General features: G+C 69.1%; 22 protein-coding genes. 11 read left to right on the forward strand and 11 right to left on the reverse strand.

The window, feature by feature from the left end; genetic code table 11:
• Positions 1-6 precede the first annotated feature (6 nt).
• Positions 7-1,722 carry a M1 family metallopeptidase gene (locus ACK4I0_RS11865; RefSeq protein ID WP_409611214.1) on the reverse strand — a complete coding sequence of 572 codons (1,716 nt, stop codon included), beginning with the start codon at positions 1,720-1,722 and terminating at the stop codon, positions 7-9.
• 102 nt (positions 1,723-1,824) lie between these two features.
• Positions 1,825-2,121, reverse strand: a complete 297-nt coding sequence (gene rpmB / locus ACK4I0_RS11870; RefSeq protein ID WP_409611216.1) for a 50S ribosomal protein L28 — start codon at positions 2,119-2,121, stop codon at positions 1,825-1,827.
• 174 nt (positions 2,122-2,295) lie between these two features.
• On the opposite strand from rpmB, the gene ACK4I0_RS11875 reads away from it, so the two are divergent.
• Positions 2,296-2,778 (forward strand): DUF3617 domain-containing protein, encoded by a 483-nt coding sequence (locus tag ACK4I0_RS11875; protein WP_409611218.1) that lies wholly within the window; start codon positions 2,296-2,298, stop codon positions 2,776-2,778.
• A gap of 6 nt (positions 2,779-2,784) precedes the next feature.
• On the opposite strand, the gene ACK4I0_RS11880 is transcribed toward ACK4I0_RS11875, so the two are convergent.
• Positions 2,785-3,570: a class I SAM-dependent methyltransferase gene (locus ACK4I0_RS11880; protein ID WP_409611220.1), complete on the reverse strand. Its 786-nt coding sequence runs from the start codon at positions 3,568-3,570 to the stop codon at positions 2,785-2,787.
• Positions 3,571-3,893: 323 nt separating this feature from the next.
• Between ACK4I0_RS11880 and ACK4I0_RS11885 the strand changes: the two genes are divergently transcribed.
• The 10 genes from ACK4I0_RS11885 to murG are packed head-to-tail and all read left to right on the forward strand — an operon-like array spanning position 3,894 to position 15,140.
• Positions 3,894-4,367, forward strand: a complete 474-nt coding sequence (locus tag ACK4I0_RS11885; RefSeq protein ID WP_409611257.1) for a division/cell wall cluster transcriptional repressor MraZ — start codon at positions 3,894-3,896, stop codon at positions 4,365-4,367.
• Complete coding sequence (gene rsmH, locus ACK4I0_RS11890) at positions 4,364-5,311, forward strand: 16S rRNA (cytosine(1402)-N(4))-methyltransferase RsmH (RefSeq protein WP_409611222.1); 948 nt, start codon at positions 4,364-4,366, stop codon at positions 5,309-5,311. Before ACK4I0_RS11885 ends, rsmH begins: the two co-directional genes overlap by 4 nt.
• On the forward strand, positions 5,308-5,712 hold the full coding sequence (locus ACK4I0_RS11895; RefSeq protein ID WP_409611224.1) for a cell division protein: 405 nt from the start codon (positions 5,308-5,310) through the stop codon (positions 5,710-5,712). Before rsmH ends, ACK4I0_RS11895 begins: the two co-directional genes overlap by 4 nt.
• Complete coding sequence (locus tag ACK4I0_RS11900; protein ID WP_409611226.1) at positions 5,709-7,472, forward strand: peptidoglycan D,D-transpeptidase FtsI family protein; 1,764 nt, start codon at positions 5,709-5,711, stop codon at positions 7,470-7,472. Before ACK4I0_RS11895 ends, ACK4I0_RS11900 begins: the two co-directional genes overlap by 4 nt.
• Positions 7,469-8,923 (forward strand): UDP-N-acetylmuramoyl-L-alanyl-D-glutamate--2,6-diaminopimelate ligase, encoded by a 1,455-nt coding sequence (locus ACK4I0_RS11905; protein ID WP_409611228.1) that lies wholly within the window; start codon positions 7,469-7,471, stop codon positions 8,921-8,923. The genes ACK4I0_RS11900 and ACK4I0_RS11905 overlap by 4 nt, the downstream gene beginning before the upstream one ends.
• Entirely contained in the window at positions 8,916-10,367 is a 1,452-nt protein-coding gene (murF, locus tag ACK4I0_RS11910) for a UDP-N-acetylmuramoyl-tripeptide--D-alanyl-D-alanine ligase (protein WP_409611230.1), read from the forward strand. Before ACK4I0_RS11905 ends, murF begins: the two co-directional genes overlap by 8 nt.
• A 20-nt stretch (positions 10,368-10,387) precedes the next feature.
• On the forward strand, positions 10,388-11,497 hold the full coding sequence (gene mraY, locus ACK4I0_RS11915; RefSeq protein ID WP_409611232.1) for a phospho-N-acetylmuramoyl-pentapeptide-transferase: 1,110 nt from the start codon (positions 10,388-10,390) through the stop codon (positions 11,495-11,497).
• A gap of 1 nt (position 11,498) precedes the next feature.
• Positions 11,499-12,878, forward strand: coding sequence for a UDP-N-acetylmuramoyl-L-alanine--D-glutamate ligase (gene murD, locus ACK4I0_RS11920; RefSeq protein ID WP_409611234.1), 1,380 nt, complete (start codon positions 11,499-11,501; stop codon positions 12,876-12,878).
• Positions 12,875-14,053, forward strand: a complete 1,179-nt coding sequence (gene ftsW / locus ACK4I0_RS11925; protein WP_409611236.1) for a putative lipid II flippase FtsW — start codon at positions 12,875-12,877, stop codon at positions 14,051-14,053. The genes murD and ftsW overlap by 4 nt, the downstream gene beginning before the upstream one ends.
• Positions 14,054-14,057: 4 nt before the next feature.
• Positions 14,058-15,140 carry an undecaprenyldiphospho-muramoylpentapeptide beta-N-acetylglucosaminyltransferase gene (gene murG / locus ACK4I0_RS11930; protein WP_409611239.1) on the forward strand — a complete coding sequence of 361 codons (1,083 nt, stop codon included), beginning with the start codon at positions 14,058-14,060 and terminating at the stop codon, positions 15,138-15,140.
• Positions 15,141-15,149: 9 nt separating this feature from the next.
• Here murG and mnhG read toward each other — a convergent pair whose 3' ends face one another.
• The 8 genes from mnhG to ACK4I0_RS11970 form a co-directional block, all read right to left on the reverse strand.
• Positions 15,150-15,491: a monovalent cation/H(+) antiporter subunit G gene (gene mnhG, locus ACK4I0_RS11935; RefSeq protein WP_409611241.1), complete on the reverse strand. Its 342-nt coding sequence runs from the start codon at positions 15,489-15,491 to the stop codon at positions 15,150-15,152.
• Positions 15,488-15,772: a K+/H+ antiporter subunit F gene (locus ACK4I0_RS11940; protein ID WP_409611243.1), complete on the reverse strand. Its 285-nt coding sequence runs from the start codon at positions 15,770-15,772 to the stop codon at positions 15,488-15,490. Before ACK4I0_RS11940 ends, mnhG begins: the two co-directional genes overlap by 4 nt.
• Complete coding sequence (locus ACK4I0_RS11945; protein ID WP_409611245.1) at positions 15,769-16,260, reverse strand: Na+/H+ antiporter subunit E; 492 nt, start codon at positions 16,258-16,260, stop codon at positions 15,769-15,771. The genes ACK4I0_RS11940 and ACK4I0_RS11945 overlap by 4 nt, the downstream gene beginning before the upstream one ends.
• Positions 16,257-17,840: a monovalent cation/H+ antiporter subunit D gene (locus tag ACK4I0_RS11950; RefSeq protein WP_409611247.1), complete on the reverse strand. Its 1,584-nt coding sequence runs from the start codon at positions 17,838-17,840 to the stop codon at positions 16,257-16,259. Before ACK4I0_RS11950 ends, ACK4I0_RS11945 begins: the two co-directional genes overlap by 4 nt.
• 8 nt (positions 17,841-17,848) lie before the next feature.
• Positions 17,849-18,193 (reverse strand): Na+/H+ antiporter subunit C, encoded by a 345-nt coding sequence (locus ACK4I0_RS11955; protein ID WP_135065531.1) that lies wholly within the window; start codon positions 18,191-18,193, stop codon positions 17,849-17,851.
• Entirely contained in the window at positions 18,193-21,138 is a 2,946-nt protein-coding gene (locus ACK4I0_RS11960; RefSeq protein ID WP_409611249.1) for a monovalent cation/H+ antiporter subunit A, read from the reverse strand. Before ACK4I0_RS11960 ends, ACK4I0_RS11955 begins: the two co-directional genes overlap by 1 nt.
• Positions 21,139-21,293: 155 nt before the next feature.
• Positions 21,294-23,231, reverse strand: coding sequence for an acetate--CoA ligase (acs, locus tag ACK4I0_RS11965; protein WP_409611251.1), 1,938 nt, complete (start codon positions 23,229-23,231; stop codon positions 21,294-21,296).
• Between the two features lie 71 nt (positions 23,232-23,302).
• Positions 23,303-23,968, reverse strand: a 666-nt coding sequence (locus ACK4I0_RS11970; RefSeq protein WP_409611253.1) for a sigma 54-interacting transcriptional regulator, incomplete at its 5' end; no start/stop codon positions are given.

The raw sequence follows: 23,968 nt of genomic DNA on the forward strand, positions 1-23,968 counted from the left end.
CGCGCATCAGCCGGCGTTCCGGGCGCGCCAGGCCTGATAGGCCTCGATATGCGGCTGCCGGCGCAGTACCTTGTTGGCCGGATCGATCAGGACGTGGGCGCGGCCCGGAACCACGATCTCGCCGCGTCCGTCGGTCATGGGAAGGACGTTGACGACACCGCCCACCTCGACCTCGATAGGCATCGGGAAGGGCCCGCCGTCGCCGGTCTTCCATTCCAGGCTCAGCCGGTCGCCGTCGCGCGTCTGGATCAGGTCCGGCAACTCGGCCTGGCGCAGATAGGCGTCGAAGAACCAGCCCAGGTCGCGGCCCGTCACCTGATTGACGATGGCCACATAGTCGTCGGTCGAGGCGTAGCGCGGCTGGAAATTGCCCGGCGCAGGGTCAGGCCGCCCGTAAACCAGCCGGCGCAGACTGTCGTAGAAGGCCTCGTCGCCGATCATCAGCCTCAGAGTATGAGCGACCAACGCGCCCTTGTAATACAGGTCCAGCCCCGGCCCGCGCTCGCCCTCATAGACCTCGCCCGAGGTATGGCTCTGGCCCGACACGACCGGAAAGCGGTTGGCCAGGGTCAGCCGCATGGTCTGCAACTCGGACTCCATGGCCCGGTCGCCGTTCAGCCAGCGGGCGTAGAGCGGCTGCATATAGGTGCCGAAGCCCTCATGCAGCCACATGTGATCCCAGTCGGTATTGGTGATCTGGTTGCCGAACCATTCGTGGGCCAGTTCGTGCTGCAGCAGCCAGTCATAGCCCTTGCCGTCCAGCCGGTAGCCGTTGCCGTAGGCGTTGATGGTCTGGTGCTCCATGCCTAGGTGCGGGGTCACGACCACACCCATCTTCTCGTCGGCGAAGGGGAAGGGCCCGATGGTCGCTTCATAGAAGTCGAGCTGTTTGGAGAACTCGGCGAACAGGTCGGCAGCCTGCATCGGATCGTCCGTCTCCAGTCGCCAGAAATGCAGGGGAATGGTGTTGCCGAACCGGCTGTCATAGGTCCCGCTCATCTCGACGTACGGGCCGATGTTCAGGGCCACGGCATAGGTGTTGGGCTGGCGCGCGGTCCAGTTCCAGGTTGTCGTTCCGTCGCCGTTGTCGGTCTTGCCCAAGAAACGCCCATTGGACGGAGCGGACAGGCCCTCTGGCACGGTGATGTGCAGGTCCATGCGTTGAGGCTCGCCCTGCGGATGGTCGATACAGGGCCAGAACAGGTCGCAGCCCTGTCCTTGGACCGCGGTCGCGATCCACGGCTGTCCGCCGGGCGCTGTCCGCCAGACGAAGCCGCCGGACCAGGGTGCGCGCAGGGCTTCGTGCGGCGCGCCGGCATAGGCGATGCGCAGGCTGACCGTTTGGCCCAGCGACCGGGACGCGGGCAGCGGCACGGTCATTCGGCCGTCAGGATTGGTCCAGCCCGTGACCGCGACGCCGTCGATCTCGACCGAAGAGATGTCGAAACGGGTATCCAGCTCGACGACCAGGGCGGCCAGCGGCTCCGTCGCGGTGAAGTCCAGCGTCGCCACAGCCTCCAGCGACTTGGTTTCCGGCAGCAGGCGGATGGCCAGATCCGCCTTGTCGAACCGGACGGCCAGCTGTTCGGGCGCACGCGGGTGGCCGGTGTCGAGAGTGAAGGGCGTGGAAGGCCGCTGTGGCGCTTGGGCTGACGCCGGCGCTACGGCGAAGGTCAGGCCCAGGGCGCAGGCGGAGGCTGTCAGGGCGAGGCGAGCGAACATGGACCCAGCTTAGCAGAGGATCGTCCGCTGTCCCCGTCGTTCGGCCCAAGAAAAAGGCCGGCGTCGCCGCCGGCCTTTTCAAAAATCATGCAGGCGCCAAAATCAGGCGGCGGCCTGCTCCGAAAGCTTGGCGCGGACCTGGCGCTTGATCTTCTGGGCGGCGGGCGACAGTTGCTCGTCGCGGGCCTTGACGATGAAAGCGTCCAGGCCGCCCTTGTAGTCCAGGGTGCGCAGCGCGGCGTTCGAGATGCGCAGCGAGAAGGTCTGGCCCAGCGCGTCGGAGGCGACCTTGACCGTCTTCAGCGACGGCAGGAAGCGGCGCTTGGTCTTGATGTTCGAGTGGCTGACCGAGTTGCCGACCATGGGGCCGATCCCGGTGAGTTCGCAACGACGAGCCATCGTCAAAGTCCTTGGGCTTGCAGCCCACAAGGGGCGCATGAAACAGGTACGCGCGGGTCGAGGCCCGCGCGAGAGGGGGCCGTATAGACAAAGGCGGGGTCCGCCGTCAAGGCTCGGAACAGGCTCAAAGCTTGTTCAGCCGCCGTTCAACCGCCATCTGGCACGGTGATCACCATGAAGACCACCAAGCTCCAAGGAAAAGCGATGAAGCCCTGCCTGTTCCGCGCCGCCGCCCTGGCCGTCCCCGCCGTCGGGGCCGCCCTGCTGCTGGCCGCACCGGGCCAGGCGCAGAGCCCCGCCCAGACGCCCCAGCCCGGCTATTGGGAATACACCACCAATGCCGTCGGCGTACGCGACACCGAGCAGAAGTGCGTGCGGGCCAGCGAGATCAACCGCTTCTTCGGCGGCCTGTCGACGCGGCGCTGGCAGTGCACCTATCCGGTGCGCGAGGTCGCCGGCGGCAATGCGCGGTTCGAAGGCACGTGCCAGGACCGCAAGGGCCGTCGAATCAATGTGCGGCTGAACGGCCCTTATCAGGCCGAGAGCTTCAGTTTCCGCGGCGGCGCCCAGTTGGCGCGAGGCACGCCCTATCTGCCGGCCAGCATCACCGCGCGCCGCATCAGCGCTCAGTGCCCGGCGAACGCCGAATACTTCTGATCGGGCTCAGCCCGGCTTTCTGAAGCGATAGACAAACTGATCGGTCCGGCCGCGAATGGCCGGATCGAAGACGTTAAGGCTGTGGTCGTCGGCCGGATTCGCCACGGCGGTGCTTTCGCCGTCGAATACGAAGCCGGCGGCCTCGACCTCGCGCCGCAGCTGGGCGCCCTCCATGCGGTGCAGCTGGGCGGTGTCGGCGATGCCGCTGCCGGGGCGCGCCTGGTGGTCGATCAGCACATAGAGGCCGCCGGGGCGCAGGGCGCGGAAGGCGGCGGCGTTGACCTGACCGATGTCGGCCGGCCCGAAGAAGGGCAGGTGGAAGTCGTGGTATTCCTGACTGACGAAGATCACGTCCAGCGGCTGATCGAACCGCATGGTCTCCAACCGACCGTTGACCAAGCTAACGTTGCCGTAGGCGTCGACCAGCGGCTGGGCGCGGGCGTTCTCGCGCGCCGCGGTCTGATCCGGGACGAAGGCGTAGACGTGGCCCTGCGGGCCGACAACGCGGGCGAAAAGCCGGGTGAAATAGCCCGCGCCCGGCCGGATGTCCGCGATGCGGTCGCCTGGCGACAGCTCGGCGAAGGCCAGCATCTCGGCCGGGTGACGAAGGGGGTCGCGCTCGCGCTCCTCAGCAGGGCGTAGCGGATCGGCGATGGCGGCGGCATAGGCGGCCGACAAGCTGGCGTTCGGAGCCTCGGCTGTCACGACAGTGCGTTCGCCGCCCTCGTTCGAGACGATGATGCAGCCGGACAGGGCGAGCGCCACCGTCAGGATCGGAAAGAGGCGCTTCATGGCATCGGCTCCAAGATCTGAAGATTGCAGGGAACGCTCGAAAACGGCGTCAGGCAAGCCGGCGTTTCGTTAACGCTTTTGGCCGCATCAGGGCGGCGCAGATGTCCCCAGCCTGTTAATACTTGCCGTGTTCTTTGTATGTTCGCATTTTTGACAGTGTAGCGCGGTGAAAACGCCTCGAACGTGGTTAAAAAGCGTCAATCAATCCCATTGAGGCCCACCTGGTCCCATGCTATCCCAAATGCAGTAGCAGGCATTGGGGCGCGTCCGCCGTTGGACGCATTGGCAATCAGGGGCGGACCTTTGGTCCGATGGGGCAGGGCGTGTTTCTCTCGACCTATGAGAAGCAGCTGGACGGCAAGCGCCGTCTCCTGATCCCTCAGGAGTTCCGCACCGCCGACAATGGCGCCGAGCATGGCGTCTTCTGCTTTCCCTCGATCGAAGCGCCGTGTCTGGAAGCGGGCGGCGATCGCCTGTTCGCCGAATATCAGGCCCTGATCGACGGCCTGCCGTTCGGCGATGAATACCGTTCAGCGCTCGAGGCGACCGTCTATGCGGGCCAGAAGCCGCTGGCCTATGACGCGGGCGGCCGCATCACCCTGCCGGAAACCCTGTGCGCCGAGATGGGCCTGGGTCAGGACGTGGTGATCGCGGGCCTGGGCTCGCGCTTCCAGATCTGGGACCGCCAGGCCTGGCTGGCGCACCGCGAGGCGCAGCGCGCCCTGGCCGGCAAGGCCCTGCGCGAACTGGGCGAGGCGCGCCGCAAGGCGTCGATCGCCGCGCGGGAGGGTCAATGAGCCCTCACGCCCCCGTCCTGCTCAACGAAGTCATCGAGGCGCTGAGCCCGAGCGCCGGCGAGGTGATGATCGACGCCACCTTTGGCGCTGGCGGCTATACGCGCGCCATCCTGGCGACCGGCGCGAGCGTCATCGGCCTCGACCGCGACCCGACCGTCCGTCCGCACGCCGAGGCGGTGGCGGCGGACCATCCGGACCGCTTCCGCCTGATCGAGACGCCGTTCTCGGGGCTGGCCGAGGCCTTTGCTGAGACGGGCGAGGCGCGGCTGGACGGCGCGGTGTTCGACATCGGCGTCTCGTCGATGCAGCTGGACCAGGCCGAGCGCGGCTTTTCCTTCATGCGCGACGGGCCGCTGGACATGCGCATGGCTGATGAGGGTCAAACCGCTGCGGACATCGTCAACGGCTGGGAGCACGGGCCGCTGGCCCATATCCTGAAACTGTACGGCGAGGAGCGTCAGTCGGGCCGGGTCGCCACCGCCATCCTGCGCCGCCGGGCCGAGCGGCCGTTCGAGCGGACCCTGGATCTGGCCGAGGTGGTCGAAAAGGCTCTGGGCGGTCGGCGCGGCGCGGCCATCCATCCGGCCACGCGCACCTTCCAGGCGCTGCGCATCGCGGTGAACGACGAGCTGGGCGAGCTGGAGCGCGGGCTGGCCGCGGCCGAGGCGACCCTGTCACCTGGAGGGCGGCTGGCGGTGGTGACCTTCCATTCGCTGGAGGACCGCATCGTCAAGACCTTCTTCGCCGAACGCAGCGGCAACGCACCCGGCGGATCGCGTCATGCGCCGGTCGCGGTCGAGACGCGTCGGCCCAGCTTCGACATGATCTTCAAGGGCGCGCGCGAAGCGACCGATCAGGAGCGCGCCGTCAATCCGCGCGCGCGCTCGGCCAAGCTGCGCGCCGCCGTCCGCACCGATGCTCCGGCCTGGAGGGCGGCGGCATGAGGACGCTGACGTCTCCCATCCAGCGGGTGTTCGACTGGAAGGTGCGCGGCGTGCGTTGGGTCGAGATCGTCGGCTGCGTCCTGGTCGCGGTGATGATCCTGTCGGTCTATGTCGCCAAGGCGGGGGCAGCGCGGGAGGGTTCGCGCATCGTCGAGTTGGAGCGCGAGATCGCCGACAACCGCCAGCGGGTGCGTCTGCTGAACGCAGAGGCGGCGCGGCTGGAGCAGCCCGCGCGATTGGAGGCCCTTTCGCGTGAAGCCGGGCTCGAGCCTGTGGCGGTCAAACAGGTCACCGACGCCCACGGCCTGGTCGAACTGGCGCCCGAAGCCGAGCCCTCGCCCGTCGTCGCCGCCCAGCCCGCCCCGGCCCCGGCGTCGCCTCAGGCGGAGGCGGCGCGATGAGCGTGCATGAGCCGCACTATCGTCCTGCGCCGGGCGTGTCTGGCCCGCGTCGCCTGACGCCCGGCTGGCGCTGGCTGACTGAAGTGGTCTGGGGGCTGGAGCATGCCTTCGAGCGCGCCAAGGCCAGCGGCCGGCCCGAGGAAGATACGCGCGTCCGGATATTCATCATCCTGGGCGTCTTCAGTCTGATCTTCGCCGTCTTGTCGCTTGGCGCGGCCCACGCGGCCCTGTGGGGACCGCAGCGTGGCGGCGGCGCAGGAGTGGCGCCGGGCGCGGTGGCGCGGGCCGATCTGACGGACCGCAACGGCCAGCTGCTGGCGACCAACATCGTCCACTACGGCCTCTACATCGACCCGCGTGAGGTCTGGGACCGAGGCGTGGCCTTCCGCCAGCTGCGCGCCGCCCTGCCGCGCATTCCCGCCTCGCGCCTGAACCGCGTGCTGAACGGCGAGCGGCGGCTGATCGTGCTGACCGGCCTGACCCCGTCCGAGCGCGCCGCAGTGCATGACCTGGCCCTGGGCGGCGTGACCTTCGAGCCCGAGGATCGCCGGGTCTATCCGCTGGGCGCCTCGGCCCGGCACCTGATCGGCGTGGCCGACACAGGCAACGTCGGCGTCTCGGGCGCCGAGCTGGCGTTCGACAAGGAGATCAAGGCCGCCGGCATGGCGGGCCAGGACTTCCCCCTGTCCATAGACCTGCGCGTCCAGGGCGTGCTGGAGAACGAACTGGCCGTTGCCGCCGTCGCGGCCCAGGCCAAGGGCGCGGTGGGCATCATCACCGACGTCCAGACCGGTGAGGTTCTGGGCATGGCCAGCTGGCCGACCTTCGATCCTGACCGTCGCGACGCGGCCGACGAAGGCGCGACGCTGAACCGCGTGACCTCGGCCCACTACGAGATGGGGTCGGTGTTCAAGAGCTTCACCGTCGCCGCCGGCCTGGACACCGGTCGGGCCGACATGAACACCCTGTTCGACGCGTCGCAGACCTTCATGATCGGCAACCGCCGCATCAACGACTTCCACGCCCAGAACCGAATCATGACGCTGGAAGACGTCTTCATCCACTCGTCCAACATCGGCACCTCGCGCTTGGCGGTCGAGATGGGCGGGGACGTGATGAAGACCTATTTCCAGCGCCTCGGCCTGCTGGACGCCGCCCCGATCGAGCTGAAGGAAAGCGCGCGTCCGCGTCGTCCCGGCAAGTGGGACGACTCGACCCTGGCGTCGCTGTCGTTCGGCTACGGCATCATGATCACCCCGGTCCAGGCCGCCGCCGCCTATGGCGCCCTGACCAACGGCGGGCGCTTCGTGCCGCTGAGCCTGCGCAAGGGCGGGGCGCGCAACGCTCAGACGCACCAGGTGGTGTCTGAGCAGACGTCGCTGGCCATGCTGGACCTGATGCGGCGCAACGTCGTGCGCGGTTCGGGCGGCCGGGCCGACGCGCCGGGCCTGCGGGTCGGCGGCAAGACCGGCTCGGCGAACAAGCTGGTCAACGGCCGCTATGATCCGACGGTCGCCGTGGGTTCGTTCGCGGCGGTCTTCCCGGCGGACGGGCCGGCTAACGCCAAACGCTATTCCATCTTCATTCTGATCGACGAGCCGGGCAGCTATCCGCGCACGGGCGGATTCGTCGCCGCGCCGGCGGTGGGCCGCATCGCCGACCGCATCGCCCCCTTCCTGGGCGTGGAGCGCCGCGCCGACCGCTACCGCACCGCAACCGGCGAAAAGATCCCCGAGCCGGTCGTCGAGGCTGCGCGATGAGCGCGCTTCGCCTGTCCGAACTGCTGCGCCGCGACGTGCCGTCGGACCCGGAGATCACCGGCGTGACGGCCGACAGCCGCAAGGTCGCGCCCGGAACCCTGTTCGTGGCCTTGCCGGGCAGCCAGTCCGACGGCCGGGCCTTCATCCCTCAGGCCCTGGCCAAGGGCGCGGCGGCGGTGCTCGCCTCGGCCGATACGCCCGCCGAGGCCGCACCGTTGCTGGTGACCTCGGGCGACGTGCGCCGCGCCTACGCCATCGCCGCGCGCAGCTTCTACGGCCTGCAGCCGCGGACCTGCGTCGCGGTTACCGGCACCAACGGCAAGACATCCGTCGCCAGCTTCTGCCGCCAGATCTGGGCGTCGCTGGGCCATGTCTCGGCCAGCATGGGAACGCTGGGCGTCACCGCTCAGTCGGGCGCCCGGACCCAGGCGCTGACGGGGCCGGGGCTGACCAGCCCCGACGCGGGCGAGGCGGCGCGGCTGCTGTCGGGGCTGGCGGAGCAGGGGGTCACCCATCTGGCGCTGGAGGCCTCGTCGCACGGCATCGATCAGCGGCGGCTGGACGGCGTGGCGCTGAAGGCGGCGGCCTTCACCAACCTGACCCAGGACCATCTGGATTATCACGGCGACATGGCGGCCTATCGGGCGGCCAAGCTTCGGCTGTTCGAGACCCTGCTGCCGCGCGGGCGCACGGCCGTTCTGAACGCCGATTCCGACGCCTATTCCGAGTTCGCCTCGACCGCCATCGTCTCGGGCCTGGGGGTCATGGGGGTGGGCGAGCGGGCCCGCGACCTGACCCTGATCGGCCGCCGCGCCACGCCCGAGGGCCAGCGTCTGACCCTAGACGTGCGCGGGCGCACCCACGAGATTCTGCTGCCGCTGGCCGGCGGCTTCCAGGCGTCGAACGCCCTGGTGGCGGCGGGTCTGTGCATCGCGGCGGGCGAGGACGCCGAGCGCGTGCTGGGCGCGTTGGAAGGGCTTCAGGGCGCGCAAGGCCGGCTGCAGCGCATCGCCGGCTCGGGCCGGGGCGAGGTCTATGTCGACTACGCCCATACGCCCGACGGTCTGGAGACGGTGCTGACGGCGCTGCGGCCCCATGCGACGGGCCGACTGATCGTGGTCTTCGGGGCCGGCGGCGACCGCGACCGGGCCAAGCGGCCCCTGATGGGCGAGATCGCAGGGCGGCTGGCCGACGTGGCCATCGTGACCGACGACAACCCCCGCTCGGAAGACCCCGCCTCGATCCGCGCCATGGTGCGTGAAGGCTGCCCTCAGGCTCTGGAGGTCGGCGACCGCCGCGCCGCCATCGACCAGGCCATCGCCATGATGGGCGACGGCGATGTGGTGGTGATCGCCGGGAAAGGGCATGAACAGGGCCAGATCGTCGGAGGCGTGACCCACCCTTTCGACGACGCGACCGTCGCGACCGAGGCCCTGACCGCCCATGCCTGACACACCCCTGTGGACCGCCGACGAGATCGCCCGCGCCGTGGGCGGTCGTGTCGAGGGCGGCGACTTCACAGCCGCTGGCCTGACCTACAACAGCCGCGAGATTGCGCCTGGCGACCTGTTCCTGGCGTTGAAGGGCGCGCGCGACGGGCATGAGTTCGCCGCCTCGGCCTTCGCCGCCGGCGCGGTCGGCGCCCTGGTCGAGCGGCCCGTCGACGGCGGGCCGTTCGTCGTCGCGCCCGATGTGCTGAAGGGGCTCGAAGCGCTGGGCCAGGCCGCGCGCGATCGTTCGCCGGCCACCAAGCGCGGGGCGGTGACCGGCTCGGTCGGCAAGACCAGCGTCACCCAGGCGATCCGGGCGGGCCTTGAGCTGGCCGGAACCAGCCACGGCTCGATCAAGAGCTACAACAACCACATCGGCGTGCCGCTGACCCTGGCGCGGATGCCGCGCGGGACCGATCGCGCCGTGTTCGAGATCGGCATGAACGCGCCGGGCGAGATCGCGCCGCTCAGCGGCATGGTGCGGCCGCACGCGGCCTGCGTCACCACGGTTGGGCCCGTCCACATCGAGGCCTTCTCCGATGGCGAGGCCGGGGTGGCGCGCGAGAAGGCGTCCATCTTCGAAGGCCTGGCCGAGGGCGGTGTCGCCGTGCTGAACGCCGATGTGGCGCAGGCGGACATCGTCGAGGCCGTCGCGCGTCGGCACGCCGGTCAGGTCTGGCGCTTCGGAACGGGCGAGGGCTGCGAGGCGAGGCTGATCGACTTCACCCCCGACGCCGAGGGCGCGACGGCGCGCGCCCGTCTGCACGGCGAGACGCTGGACTATCGGCTGGCCCAGTCCGGCGCGCACTGGGGGCTGAACAGCCTGTGCGTGCTGCTGATGCTCGAGGCGCTGGACGTGTCGCGCGAGCTGGCGCTAAAGGCCCTGGCCGACTTCCGGCCGCTGGCGGGGCGCGGCGAAACCAAGGTGGTGCGCACAACTGAGGGCGCCTTCACCCTGATCGACGAGAGCTATAACGCCAATCCGCTGTCGATGACGGCGGGCTTCCGCTCGCTGGGCGCGCGCACTCCCGGAGCGGGCGGCCGGCGTGTGGTGGTGCTGAGCGACATGCTGGAGCTGGGCGACCTCGCGCGCGATCTGCACGAGGGGCTGGCCGGACCGATTGTCGCCGCCGACATCGCCCTGGTCCACACGGCCGGGCCTGAGATGAAGCGCCTGCACGACGCCCTGCCGGCGGCGCGGCGCGGCCTGTGGCGCGAAACGGCGGCCGAGCTGGCGGCCGAGGCGGCGGTGCTCGCCGGCCCCGGCGACATCGTCATGGTCAAGGGTTCCAACGGGTCCAAGGCCGCCCTCGTCGCCAAGGCGCTGGCGGGGCTGGATACGGCGCCGCTTGACCCCACCGATCCGGCGCCCTCAAGCAGCGGCCCGCCGCGCGGGACGCGATAGGGCGAAAGAAGACTCCACCCATGTTCTACCTGCTCTATCTCCACTTCGCCGACGTCGCCCGCGACTATCCGCTGCTGAACCTGATCCAGTACCAGACGGTGCGGGTCGGCCTGGCGATGGCCACGGCGATGATCGTGGCGGTGGCCATGGGCAGCCGCTTCATCAACTGGATGCGGGCGCGTCAGGGCAAGGGCCAGCCGATCCGCGACGACGGCCCCGTGTCGCACCTGTCCAAGGTCGGCACCCCGACCATGGGCGGGCTGATGATTCTGGCGGGCATCGCGGCGGGCGTCTTTCTGTGGGCCGACCTGACCGATCCCTACATCTGGATCGTGTCGATGGTGACCGCCGCCTTCGGCGTGCTGGGCTTCATCGACGACTACGCCAAGGTGTCCAAGCAGAGCTCGGCCGGCCTGACCTCGAAGCAGAAGCTGGTCGCCCAGGTGGTCGTGTCGGTCATCGCCGGCGTGCTGACGGTGCTGTGGATGACGGCCTCGCCGACCTCGCCGGGGCTGGAGACCTCCATCGCCTTTCCGTTCTTCAAGGACGTGCTGCTGAACATCGGCTGGTTCTATGTGATCTTCGCGGCCTTCACCCTGGTGGGCTTCTCCAATGCGGTGAACCTGACCGACGGCCTGGACGGCCTGGCCATCGTGCCGGTGATGATGGCGGCCGCCGCGTTCGGCGTGATCTCGTATCTGGTCGGCAACTTCGTCTTCTCGGAATATCTTCAGGTCCACCACGTGCCGGGCGCCGGCGAGCTGGCCATCTTCTGCGCGGCCATCATCGGCGGGGGCACGGGCTTCCTCTGGTACAACGCTCCGCCGGCGAAGATCTTCATGGGCGACACGGGTTCGCTGGCCCTGGGCGGGGCGCTGGGCGCCATCGCCGTGACCACCAAGCACGAGCTGGTGCTGGGCATCGTCGGCGGCCTGTTCGTCATCGAGGCGGCCTCGGTCATGATCCAGGTCGGCTACTTCAAGGCCACCAAGAAGCGCATCTTCCTGATGGCGCCGATCCACCACCATTTCGAGAAGATGGGCTGGCCGGAATCGACGGTGGTGATCCGCTTCTGGATCGTCTCGGCCATGCTGGCGCTTGCCGGCCTGGCGACCCTGAAGCTGCGTTGAAATGATCCCGGTCCCCGGCTTCGAGGGCAGGCGGGTCGCGGTCTTCGGCCTGGGACGGTCGGGGATCACGGCGGCGCGCGCGCTCAAGGCCGGCGGCGCCCTGCCGGTGCTGTGGGACGACGGCGTGTCAGGCCGGATGCAGGCCGAAGCCGAAGGCTTCGTGGTCGAGGACCTGACCACGGCCGACTGGTCGGACTTCGCCGCCCTGGTGTTGTCGCCCGGCGCGCCCCTAACCCATCCGCGCCCGCACTGGAGCGTGGACAAGGCGCGCGAGGCCGGGGTCGAAATCATCGGCGATCTGGAGCTGTTCGCCCGCGCACTCGCCGCCCTGCCGGGGGACGAGCGCCCGCGCGTGGTCGCCATCACCGGCACCAACGGCAAGTCGACGACCACCGCCCTGATCGGCTGGGTGCTGAAACAGGCCGGCCTGACCGTCCACGTTGGCGGCAACATCGGCATCGGCGTGCTGGCTCTGCCTGAGCCGACGCCGGACACGGTCTATGTGATCGAGTGTTCCAGCTATCAGCTGGACCTGACCACGACCTTCGCGCCGGACGTGGCGATGCTGACCAACATCACGCCCGATCACCTGGACCGCCACGGCGGCATGGAGGGCTATGTCGCGGCCAAGCGGCGGATCTTCGCCCACGCGGGCCTGCCCCTGGTCGGGGTGGACGAGGCGGCGGGGCGCGCTGCGGCTGATGGGCTGAAACGCGAGGGGCGCGATACGCGCACTGTCACGACGTCGCCCGCGTCTGCGCAGGGTGAGGACCTCCGGGCGACGCCAGGACTATTGATCGCCGGCGATGTGCGCATCGATCTGACCGACGCCCTGGCCTTGCCTGGTCGGCACAACGCTCAGAACGCGGCCTTCGCCTACGCCGCCGCGCGCGCCGTGGGCGTGTCGCACGAGCAGGCCGTGGAGGGTCTCCTGACTTTCCCAGGCCTCGCGCACCGAATGGAGCCGGCGGCCGAGCAGAACGGCGTGCGCTTCATCAACGACTCCAAGGCCACCAACGCCGATGCGGCGCGCCAGGCGCTGTCGTCCTATGAGCGGGTGTTCTGGATAGCCGGCGGACGGGCCAAGGACGGCGGGATCGACAGCCTGGCCGACCTGTTTCCCCGCATCGCCCGCGCCTATCTGATCGGCGAGGCGGCCCCTGACTTCGCGCGTGCGCTGGGCGATACGCCTCACGTCGTCAGCACGACGATGGAGGCGGCGGTTCAGGCGGCGGCGGCCGATGCGGCGGCCGAGGGTGGCCCGGCGGTTGTGCTGCTGAGCCCGGCTGCGGCCAGCTTCGACCAGTATCCGGACTTCGAGGCGCGGGGCGAGGCGTTCCGCGCCGCCGTGCTGGCGCAGATTTCGGCGAAGGCGCCATGACCCACAGCTACAGCCCCGCCTTTTCGCGCAACGATCAGAGTCTGGGCGCGCGCTGGTTCTGGACGGTGGATCGCGGTCTGCTGCTGGCGGCCCTGACCCTGATGGCCTTGGGCGTGGCCCTGAGCTTCGCCTCGAGCCCGGCCGCCATCCTGGCTGACGAATCGATCGGGGACCCCTTCCATTACTCGTGGCGGATGATCGTCTTCTCGGGCGCCGGGCTGACAACGATGCTGGTCGCGTCGCTGCTGTCGCCGCGCGGAGTTCGGCGGATTGCAGTCTTGGCTCTGCTGGGTTCGATCGTGGTGATGGCGGCCTTGCCGTTCATCGGCGACACCGTGAAGGGCGCCGCGCGCTGGATCAATCTGGGACCGTTCAGCCTGCAGCCGTCCGAGTTCGCCAAGCCTGGCCTGATCGTTTTCGCCGCCTGGATGTTCGCGGAGGCGCAGAAGGGGCAGGGCGTGCCGGGCGTCTCGATCGCCTTTGCGCTTTACGCCCTGACCGTCGGCCTGCTGCTGATCCAGCCGGACATCGGTCAGACCCTGCTGATCACCACGACGTTCATGGCCGTTTTCTTCATGGCGGGGGTGCCGTTCAAGTGGATGGCGGTGATCGCCTCGGCGGGTATGGCGGGGATCGTGTCGCTGTACTTCATGTTCGGGCACATGCGTGACCGCCTCAGCCGCTTCCTGTCGCCGGATTCGACCGACACCCACCAGATCGACCGCGCGTCCGAGGCCATTCGCGCTGGGGGCCTTTTCGGGCGCGGCGTCGGCGAGGGCGTGATGAAGCGATATGTGCCCGATCTGCACACCGACTTCATCTATTCAGTCGGCGCCGAGGAGTTCGGCCTGGTGCTGAGCCTGATCGTCATCGGCCTGTACGGTTTCATTGTTGTGCGCGGCATGCGGCGCGCCATGAAGCTGACCGATCCGTTCGAGCAGACCGCGGCGGCGGGCCTGTTCATGCTGATCGGCCTACAGGCCTGCATCAACATCGCGGTCAATCTGAACCTGATTCCGACCAAGGGCATGACCCTGCCTTTCATCAGCTACGGCGGGTCGTCCATGGTGGCCATGGGGCTGACCATGGGCTTCGCCCTGGCGCTGACGCGCCGTCGGCCGGGCGCCTATGAGCCGGGGGCCAGCTTCGCGCCCCGGCGTCGTTTCCTGGGATAGATCGATGAGCAGACTGTGCGTCGTCGCCGCCGGGGGCACCGGCGGCCATATGTTTCCCGCCGAAGCCCTGGCTCGCGAGATGGCGGGGCGCGGTTGGCGCGTGGTGCTGGCCACCGACGCGCGGGGCGAGGCCTATGCGCAGGGCTTTCCGGCCGAAGAGCGGCTGGCGCTGGACGCCGCCACCGGGCGCGGGCCGCTGGGCCTGATCAAGGCCGGCCTGGCCATCGGCCGGGGGGTGATGCAGGCGCGCGACGCCTTCGCCCGGCTGGATGCGGATGTGGTGGTGGGCTTTGGCGGCTATCCGTCCGCGCCGGCGCTGGTGGCGGCCATCGTCGATCGCCGCCCGAACCTGATCCATGAGCAGAACGCGGTGCTGGGCCGCACAAACCGGACCCTGGCCCCCTTCGTCACCCGCGTCGCCTCGGCGTTTCCGATGCTGGAGAAGGCGCCGGATCAGGTGAAGGCGAATGCTACGGTGACCGGCAATCCGGTTCGCGCCGACATCGCCGCCCTGGCCGGTCGCATCTACGCCGCGCCGGTCGAGGGGCCGATCCGGGTGCTGGTGACCGGCGGCAGCCAGGGCGCGCGCCTGTTGTCGGAGGCCGTACCCCAGGCCCTGGCGGCCTTGCCTGAGGCCCTCCGGTCGCGTCTGGAAGTGTCGCAGCAGTCGCGGCCGGAGACGATGCAGGCGGCGTCGCAGACCTATCTGGAGGCGGGCGTTCGGGCCGAGGTCGCGCCCTTCTTCCGCGACATGGCCCAGCGACTGGGCGGGGCGCATCTGCTGATCGGACGCGCGGGCGCCTCGACCTGTTCGGAGCTGGCGGTCACGGCCACGCCGTCGCTGCTGATCCCGCTGAAGATCGCCATGGACGATCACCAGACGCTGAACGCGCGCGCCCTGTCCGACGCGGGCGCCGCCGAGGTGCTGGCCGAGGACGAGGCGACCCTGTCGGCCCTGGCCCAGCGTCTGGGGGCTCTGCTGAGTGATCCGCAGCGCCTTAAGGCGATGTCGAACGCCGCGCGCACCGCGGCCCATCTGGATGCGACCCAGCGCCTGGCCGATCTGGCGGAATCGATCGCGCGCTAGACGGTGGATCTAGAGGTCCGGCGGGGCGTCCGGGTCGCCTTCGGTGCGGTCGCGATAGACGGCGGCGCGGGCCAGCAGGATCAGCGTCACGGGCGTTGTCACGGTCAGGAACAGGCCGATCAGCAGGTCGCGCAGGATCAGCCGCTCCTCGGTCATCGAGAAGAACACGATCGACGCCAGCAGGATCAGCGCCATGCCAAAGGTCGCCCCCAGGGTCGGGGCGTGAACCCGGTCGTAAAAGCGCTGCAGCCGCGCCAGGCCCAGGGCCCCGATCAGCGACAGGGCGGCGCCGCCCACGGCCAGAACGACGATGATCCAGGCCGCCCACAGCGGCAGTTCGGCGCCGGTCATTCGATCACCTCGCCGCGCATCAGGAACTTGGCCAGGGCCACGGTGGCGGCGAAGCCGACCAGGCCGATGACCAGCGCCGCCTCGAAATAGAGCGGCGATCCGGTGCGCATGCCGAACACCACGATCAGCAGCATGGCGTTCAGATACAGGGTGTCCATGCCCAGCACCCGGTCCTGCGCGCGCGGACCGTACAGCGCTCGGAAGGCCGCCAGGGCAAGGGCCAGGGCTAGCAGCACCTGCGCCAGGCCCAGCCCCCAGAACAGAACGGCGGCGGAGGTCATGGGAAGATCTCCATCAGCAGGGATTCGTACCGGTTCTTGATCAGGTGAACCCATTCGCTCTCGTCGACCAGGTCGAGCACGTGCAGCAGTAGGCGCCCGGTGGTCGACTCGTACTGCACCCACAGCGTGCCCGGCGTGGAGGTCAGGATGATGGCCAGGACGGCAAGCCCGTAGCGGTTCTTCAGGTCCAGCGGCACCTGGATGAAGCCCGACACCCGCTCGCGCCGCTTGCCGGCCAAGATGATGGCCGCGACGGCGTAGTTGGAGCGGACGATGTCCGCGATCACCAGGCCTGAAAGCTTTAGGATGGCGCCGGGGGCGCGCACCCTAGATCGATCAGGCTCCAGCGAGCGCATGACGAAGGGCACGGTCAGGCCGATCAGGACGGCGCCGACCAGGGTGGCGGGTGCGGTCGATCGGGTCAGCAGCACCCAGCTGACGGCCAGGGCGACGCTGAGGATCGGGTGGGGTAGGATGCGCGCCATCATTGGACACGCCCCAGGACGTTGACGACATAGGCGTCGGGCCGGACCAGCCACTCGGCCGTGTGCTGGGCATAGGCGAAGGCGGCCTCGCCCCAGATGGTCAGGGCCAGGCAGGCGGCCAGCAATCCGGCCACGGCCACGAACTCAGGCGCGCGGACGGCGGGCGGCGTCTCATCGGCGGGCACCCAAAGCGCATCCACCCCGAACCGGACCAGGCCGATCAGCACGCCGAAGCTGGACAGGGTCAGCACCGCGATCATCAGGCCGGTGCGCCAAGACTGGGCGCCCGCGTCCTGAAGCAGGCCGTCAAACACCGCCAGCTTGCCGATGAAACCGGCCAGGGGCGGCACGCCCGCCAGGATCAGGGTGCAGACTAGGAAGAAGCCACCGATAACGGCGGTGGCGGCGGGTATGACCAGGCCGACTTCCTGCTCGGCGTTGTCCAGCGGGTCCTGATACTCGTCCTCGAAGACCGGGACCTCGTCCGATTCCACGTCCTGACCGCCCCGGTTCATCATTTCGGCGACGAGATAGAGAGCCCCGGCCGCCAGGGTCGATCCGGCCAGGTAGAAGACCGCGCCGGCCAGGGCCTGACCATCGCCCGTCCCCACGATGGCGATCATGGTGCCCGAGGAGATCATGACCGCCGCGCCCGCCGCGCGGACCAGTTTGCGCGAGGCCAGCAGCAGCGCCGTGCCGAAGACGATGGTCGCGATCCCGCTCCACAACAGCCAGTCCAGGCCGAAGCCCGCGCTGTCGCCCGCGTTGGGTCCGAACAGCAGCAGATGCAGGCGTATCACCACATAGACGCCGACCTTGGACAGGATGGCGAACGCCGCCGCCACCGGCGCCGACGCGGCCGCGTAGGCGCCCGGCAGCCAGAAGCCCAGCGGCCAGGCGGCGGCCTTGACCAGGAAGGCGATGGACAGGATGGCCGCCCCGAACTCGAACAGCGGCCGGTCTTCGGCGGGCAGCATCGGTATGCGCATGGCCAGGTCGGCCATGTTGAGCGTGCCGGTCGAGCCGTAGATCAGCGCCACGCCGACCAGGAAGAACAGCGAGGCCGTCAGGTTGATGGCGATATAGCCCAGCGCCGCCCGGATCCGCTCGGTCCCAGAACCATGCAGCAGCAGGCCGTAAGACGCCGCCAGCATGACTTCGAAGAAGACGAACAGGTTGAACAGGTCACCCGTCAGGAAGGCGCCGTTCACCCCCATCAGCAGCAGCAGGAAGAGGGCGTGGAAGCGCGGTCCCGCCCGATCCCAGCGCGCCAGGGCGAAGATCAGGGCGCCCAGCCCCAAAACCGACGACAGGGCCAGCATCATGCTGGACAGCCGGTCCGCCACCAGCACGATGCCATAGGGCGCCGCCCAGTCGCCCAGCGCATAGACCCGCGCGGTGTCGGCGCCGCCTTCGCCGCCCGTCGCCGCCTGATGCAGCAGGGTCAGGCCGACGACCGCCAGAAGGGCGGTCGTGCCCAGGCTGAGCCCGGCCTTGAGCCGGTGCCGCCGCTCGTTGATCAGCAGCATGACCGAGGCCACGACCAGCGGCAGCACCACCGGCAGGATGATCAGATGGTCCATCAGCCCGCTCAACGTTCGGGCTCCTTGCCGTCGACATGGTCCGTGCCGGTCGCGCCGCGCGCCGCCAGCAGAACTACAAGGAACAGGGCCGTTAGCGCGAACGAGATGACGATGGCTGTCAGAACCAGGGCCTGGGGCAGCGGGTCGTCGTAGAGCGCCGGATTGTTCGCATAATTGTTCTCCAGAACGGGCGGGGCGCCCAGCCGCAGCCGACCCATGGCGAAGATGAACAGATTGACCGCATAGGCCATCAGCGACAGCCCGATGATGACCTGGAAGGTGCGTGGACGCAGAAGCAGCCACGTGCCGGAGGCGACCAGAACGCCGATGCCGAGAGCGAGAACCAGTTCCATCAGCCGATGTCTCCCGCGGCGTCGTCGATGCCCTGATCGACCTCGGGATCCGGCTGACGCGGCTTGCGCAGCGACTGGTGCGCCAGGGCGATCAGCATCAACACCGTCGAGCCCAGAACCAGGAAGACCACGCCCAGATCGAACACCAGGGCGCTGGCCATCGGCAGACGACCGACCAGGGGCAGCTCCGCATACTGGAAGTAGGAGGTAAGGAACGGATAGCCGAACAGCCAGGAGGCGACGCCGGTCAGGGTGGCGATCAGCAGGCCCGAGCCGATCCAGATCAACGGCCGGATGCGCAGGCGGTCCTCCACCCAGCGCGCGCCGGAGCTCATGTACTGGAGGATGAAGGCGATCGACAGGGCGACCCCGGCGGCGAAGCCTCCGCCCGGCAGGTCATGCCCGCGCAGGAACAGGTGCAGCGCCAGCAGGATGATGAACGGGAACAGCCACTTCATCACCACGCGCGGGATCAGCATGGTTTCTTCCAGCGTGTCGCCGACCTTCATTTTCTCGCGGCGTCGGTCGCGGGCGTTCTGGGACAGCTGCTGAGCCGGCGCGCCCAGGCTGTCGGGCGCCGGCCGGAACCGACGCAGCAGCGCCCAGACGGTCAGACCGACCACGCCCAGCACGGCGATTTCGCCCAGGGTGTCGAAGGCGCGGAAGTCGACCAGCAGCACGTTGACGATGTTGCGCCCGCCGGCCAGCTCATAGACGTTTTCGACGAAATAGCGCGAGACGCCGTCCGCCGGGGCCGGGCGGGTCATGACCGCATAGGCCAGCGCCGAGACCCCGGCGCCGACGGCCGAGGCGATGCCGAGATCGACCAGACGCCGACGGCGGCCTTGGGCCTCCTGCTGCGGCGAACCGCGCAGCGCCTCCAGCCGCTTGGGCAGCCAGCGCAGGCCGAGCAGCAGCAGGACGGTCGTCACGATCTCGACCAGCAGCTGAGTGGTGGCGAGGTCGGGCGCCGACAGCCACACGAAGCTGAGGCAGCTGGCCAGGCCCGCGCCGCCCATCAGCACGACGGAGGCCAGGCGGTGATACTTGGCCTGCCAGGCCGCGCCGATGGCGCAGGCGGCGCCGACGATCCACAGGATCAGGAAGCCCGGGTCCAGCGGCGTGGTCTGCGCCCCCCACATGGAGAAGCCCAGGCCGCGCCCGGCGCCGACCAGGCCGGCGGCCAGCAGCACAGTCAGGATCAGACCGCGAAGCCGCGGCTGCATCCGCGCCGCGCCAAGGCGGCGCTCCACAAAGCGGGAGGCGCGGACCAGATTGTCCATGCTGGCCTCGAACATCCGGCCGCCGTTGAACCGCGAGAACAGCCAGGGGCCGCCGCGCGGATTGACGTTGATCGAGCGCCGGAACAGCACATAGGCCACGACCCCGCCGATCAGGGCCAGCACGCTCATCAGCAGCGGCAAGTTGAGGCCGTGCCAGACCGCCAGGCTGTAATAGGGCGTGCGCTCGCCCAGAACCGCCTCGACGGCCGAGGACAGATACGGCCCGATGGTACGCCCCGGGATCATGCCGATGATGACGCACAGGGCGACCAGCAGTTCGATCGGGAAGCGCATCCAGCGCGGCGGCTCATGCGGGGCCTTGGGTAGGTCGGTCGCGGGCGGGCCGAAGAAGACCTGATGAATGAAGCGCAGCGAGTAGAGAACGCTGAAGGCGCTGGCCAGGGTGGCGAGCACCGGCAGGGCCAGGTTCAGGTGACGCCCGCCGGACTGGGCGACCGCCTCGGCCAGGAACATCTCCTTGGACAGGAAGCCGTTCAGCAGGGGCACGCCTGCCATGGCCGCGGCGGCGACGATGGCCAGGACGGCGGTGATCGGCATGGCCTTGCGCAGGCCCGACAGCTTGCGCAGGTCGCGCGTGCCGGTCTCATGGTCGATGACGCCCGCCGCCATGAATAGCGAGGCCTTGAAGATGGCGTGGTTGACCGTGTGGAAGATGGCCGCGACCGCCGCCAGCGGACTGCCCAGACCCAGCAGCAGGACGATCAGTCCCAGATGGCTGATGGTCGAATAGGCCAGCAAACCCTTGAGATCGTGCTGGAAGATCGCGCTCCAGGCGCCGATCAGCAGGGTGGCCATGCCGGCGGTGCAGACGATGACGTACCAGGCGTCCGTGCCCGACATCACCGGCCACAGCAGCATCAGCAGGAAGACGCCCGCCTTCACCATGGTGGCCGAGTGCAGATAGGCGCTGACCGGCGTCGGCGCGGCCATGGCGCGCGGCAGCCAGAAGTGGAAGGGGAACTGCGCGCTCTTGGTCAGGGCGCCGGCCAGGATCAGCAGCAGCGCCGGCAGATACAGGCCGCTGGCCTTGATGACGTCGCCGGACGCCAGGACCACGTCCAGGTCATAGCTGCCGACGATGCGGCCCAGCACCGCCATGCCCGCCAGCAGGCAAAGCCCGCCGCCGGCCGTGACCGTCAGCGCCATACGCGCGCCGTCGCGGGCCGAGGCGTTGTGGTGCCAGTAGCCGATCAGCAGGAAGGAGAAGAGGCTGGTCAGCTCCCAGAACACCACCAGCTGGATGATGTTGCCCGACAGGACCATGCCCTGCATGGCGCCCATGAAGGCCAGCAGGAAGGAGAAGAAGCGCGGGACCGGATCCTCGGCCGACATGTAGTAGCGGGCGTACAGAACGACGAGCGCGCCGATGCCCAGCACCAGCAGCGAGAACAGCCACGACAGGCCGTCCATGCGGAAATTCAGCTCCAGCCCCAGGCTGGGGATCCACGGAATGATCTGATGCACCACGCCGTTGTCCGCCGTTGCGGGGAACAGGGCGATGACGCAGCCGACGCCGATCAGAGACACCGCCCAGGCAAGGGCGGCCGCCAGGTTGCGCGCTCGCGTCGGCAGGAAGGCGGCCAGAACGGCGCCGACGAAGGGCAGAAGCGCGGTCGTCAGGATCAAGGCGCCAGGCGGCATGCGGCGGGGCGATCTCCGATAAGAAATGAAGGAGAGGCCGGGCCGCGCGGACGCGACGGTGGCTTCAGCTGCACCTTAACCGCAGGCGCCGCGCGGCGCACATTGAATTTTCGTGATAATCGCGCTCTTGGGCTGAAACTTTGTCGCAGGCGGCGTCAGCTCGCCCGGTTTCGCACCAGATCGTCGACGACCGCGGGGTCGGCCAGGGTGGAGGTGTCGCCCAGGGCGCCGATTTCGTTTTCGGCGATCTTGCGCAGGATCCGGCGCATGATCTTGCCCGACCGCGTCTTGGGCAAGCCCGGCGCCCACTGGACCACGTCGGGCGCCGCGATGGGCCCGATCTCCTTGCGCACATGGGCGATCAGAGCCTTGCGCAGATCCTCGTTCGGCTCGACCCCGGCGTTGAGGGTGACATAGGCGTAGATGCCCTGGCCCTTGATGTCGTGAGGAAAGCCCACGACCGCCGCCTCGGCCACGTCGTCGTGCAGCACCAGGGCGCTCTCGACCTCGGCGGTGCCCATGCGGTGGCCTGACACATTGATGACGTCGTCCACCCGGCCGGTGATCCAGTAGTAGCCGTCCGCGTCGCGGCGACAGCCGTCGCCGGTGAAATACTTGCCGGGGTAGGTCGAGAAATAGGTGTCGAAGAAGCGCTGGGGATCGCCATAGACGGTCCGCATCTGGCCCGGCCAGCTGTCGGTCATGACCAGATTGCCGGACGCGGCGCCCTCCAGCACCTGGCCCTCGGCGTCGACTAGTTGAAGCTCGACCCCCGGCAGGGGCTTGGTCGCTGATCCGGGCTTCAGGTCCGTTGCGCCCGGCAGCGGCGACACCAGGATGCCGCCCGTCTCGGTCTGCCACCAGGTGTCGACGATGGGCAGGCGGCCGTCGCCCACCACCTCGTGATACCAGCGCCAGGCTTCGGGATTGATCGGTTCGCCCACCGTGCCCAGCAGGCGCAGCGACTGGCGGCTGGTCTCGCGCACCGGCCCGTCGCCCTCGCGCATCAGGGCGCGCAGGGCCGTGGGCGCGGTGTAAAAGACATCGACCTTGTGCTTGTCCACCACCTGCCAGAAGCGGCTGACGGTCGGATAGTTGGGCACGCCTTCGAACATCAGCGTCGCCCCGCCGTTGGCCAGCGGCCCGTAGACGACATAGCTGTGGCCCGTCACCCAGCCCACGTCGGCGGTGCACCAGAACAGCTCGCCGGCGCGATGGTCGAAGACGATCTCGTGCGTCCAGGACGCCCAGAACAGATAGCCGCCGGTGGTGTGCAGCACCCCCTTGGGTTTGCCCGTCGAGCCCGAGGTGTAGAGGATGAACAGCGGATCCTCCGCGTTCATCGGCTCGGGCGGGCAGTCGGCCTCGACCTTCGCGGCGGCGGCGGCATAATCCACGTCGCGGCCCTCGATCATCGGCACGTCCGCGCCGGTGCGCCGGATGACCAGGACGGTGTCCACGGAGACCTTTGCCAGAGCCGCATCGACATTAGCCTTCAGCGGAATGGTCTTGCCGCCGCGCAGCCCCTCGTCGGCGGTGATGACCAGGCGCGACTGGCAGTCCTCGATCCGGCCGCACAGGCTGTCAGGCGAGAAGCCGCCGAACACGACCGAATGCACCGCCCCGATCCGCGCGCAGGCCAGCATGGCGTAGGCCGCCTCGGGGATCATCGGCAGATACAGGGTGATGCGGTCGCCCTTCTTCACCCCATGGGCCTTCATGACATTGGCCATGCGGCACACCTCGGCGTGCAGTTCGCCATAGGTGATGCGCCGGCTATCGGCGGGATCGTCGCCCTCCCAGACAATCGCGGTCTCGTCGCGGCGCTGGGGCAGGTGGCGGTCGATGCAATTGGCCGAGACGTTCAGCACGCCGTCCTCGAACCAGCGGATGTGGAAGTCGGCTTTGTCGAAGGAGACGTCCTTGATCTTGGTCGGCGGCGTGATCCAGTCCAGCCGCCGGGCCTTCTCGGCCCAGAAGGCCTCGGGCGCCTCGCGCGCCGCCGTGCGGGCGGCCTCATAGGCGTCGCGGTCCATGTGGGCCCCCGCCGCGATCGCCGGATCGACGGGATAGATGTCACGCTCGGGGGGCATGGGCGTTCCTTGAAATCCAGATGACCCTAGCGAGCCAACATCAGCCGCGCCGTCAGGTCCAGCCTGCTTGGTCAGTCGATGCGGAAATCGGCCGGCTTCAGACCGTGGCGGGCCAGCTTGTCGTACAGGGTCTTGCGCGGCAGGCGCAGGCGATCCAGCACGGCGGGGATGTCGCCGCCGCAGGCCTGCAGCGTCTCGCGCAGCACCTCGGCCTCGAAGCGGGCGACGCGGTCCGACAGGCCCAGGCCGTCGTCCGGGGCGACCGACGCCGCGGGCTCGTCCTCCAGGCCCAGCGTGACGCGCTGGGCGTAGTGGGCCAGTTCGCGGATGTTGCCCGGCCAGTCGTGCTCGATCAGGTGACGGCGCGCCCGGTCGGTCAGGACAGGGCGCTGCTCGGCCTCGGCGCCGGCGCGCTCCAGCAGACGGGCGAACAGCAGGGGGATGTCCTCGCGCCGCTCCCTGAGGGGCGGCACGCGCAGGCGCACCACGTTCAGCCGGTAATACAGGTCCTCGCGGAACGCCCCGTCCTGAACCGCCTGGCCCAGATCGCCGCGCGCCGAAGCCAGGATCCGCAGGTCCAGCACACGCGGCTCGCCGGCGCCGATGGGCTGGATCTCGCGCTCCTCGACCACGCGCAGCATCTTGACCTGCACGTCCAGCGGCATGCTTTCGATCTGATCCAGGAACAGCGAGCCGTTGTGGGCGCGCTCGACGTGGCCGACGCGGCGGCGCAGGGC

The sequence above is a fragment of the Brevundimonas sp. genome, from assembly GCF_046295775.1.
Lineage (GTDB): Bacteria > Pseudomonadota > Alphaproteobacteria > Caulobacterales > Caulobacteraceae > Brevundimonas.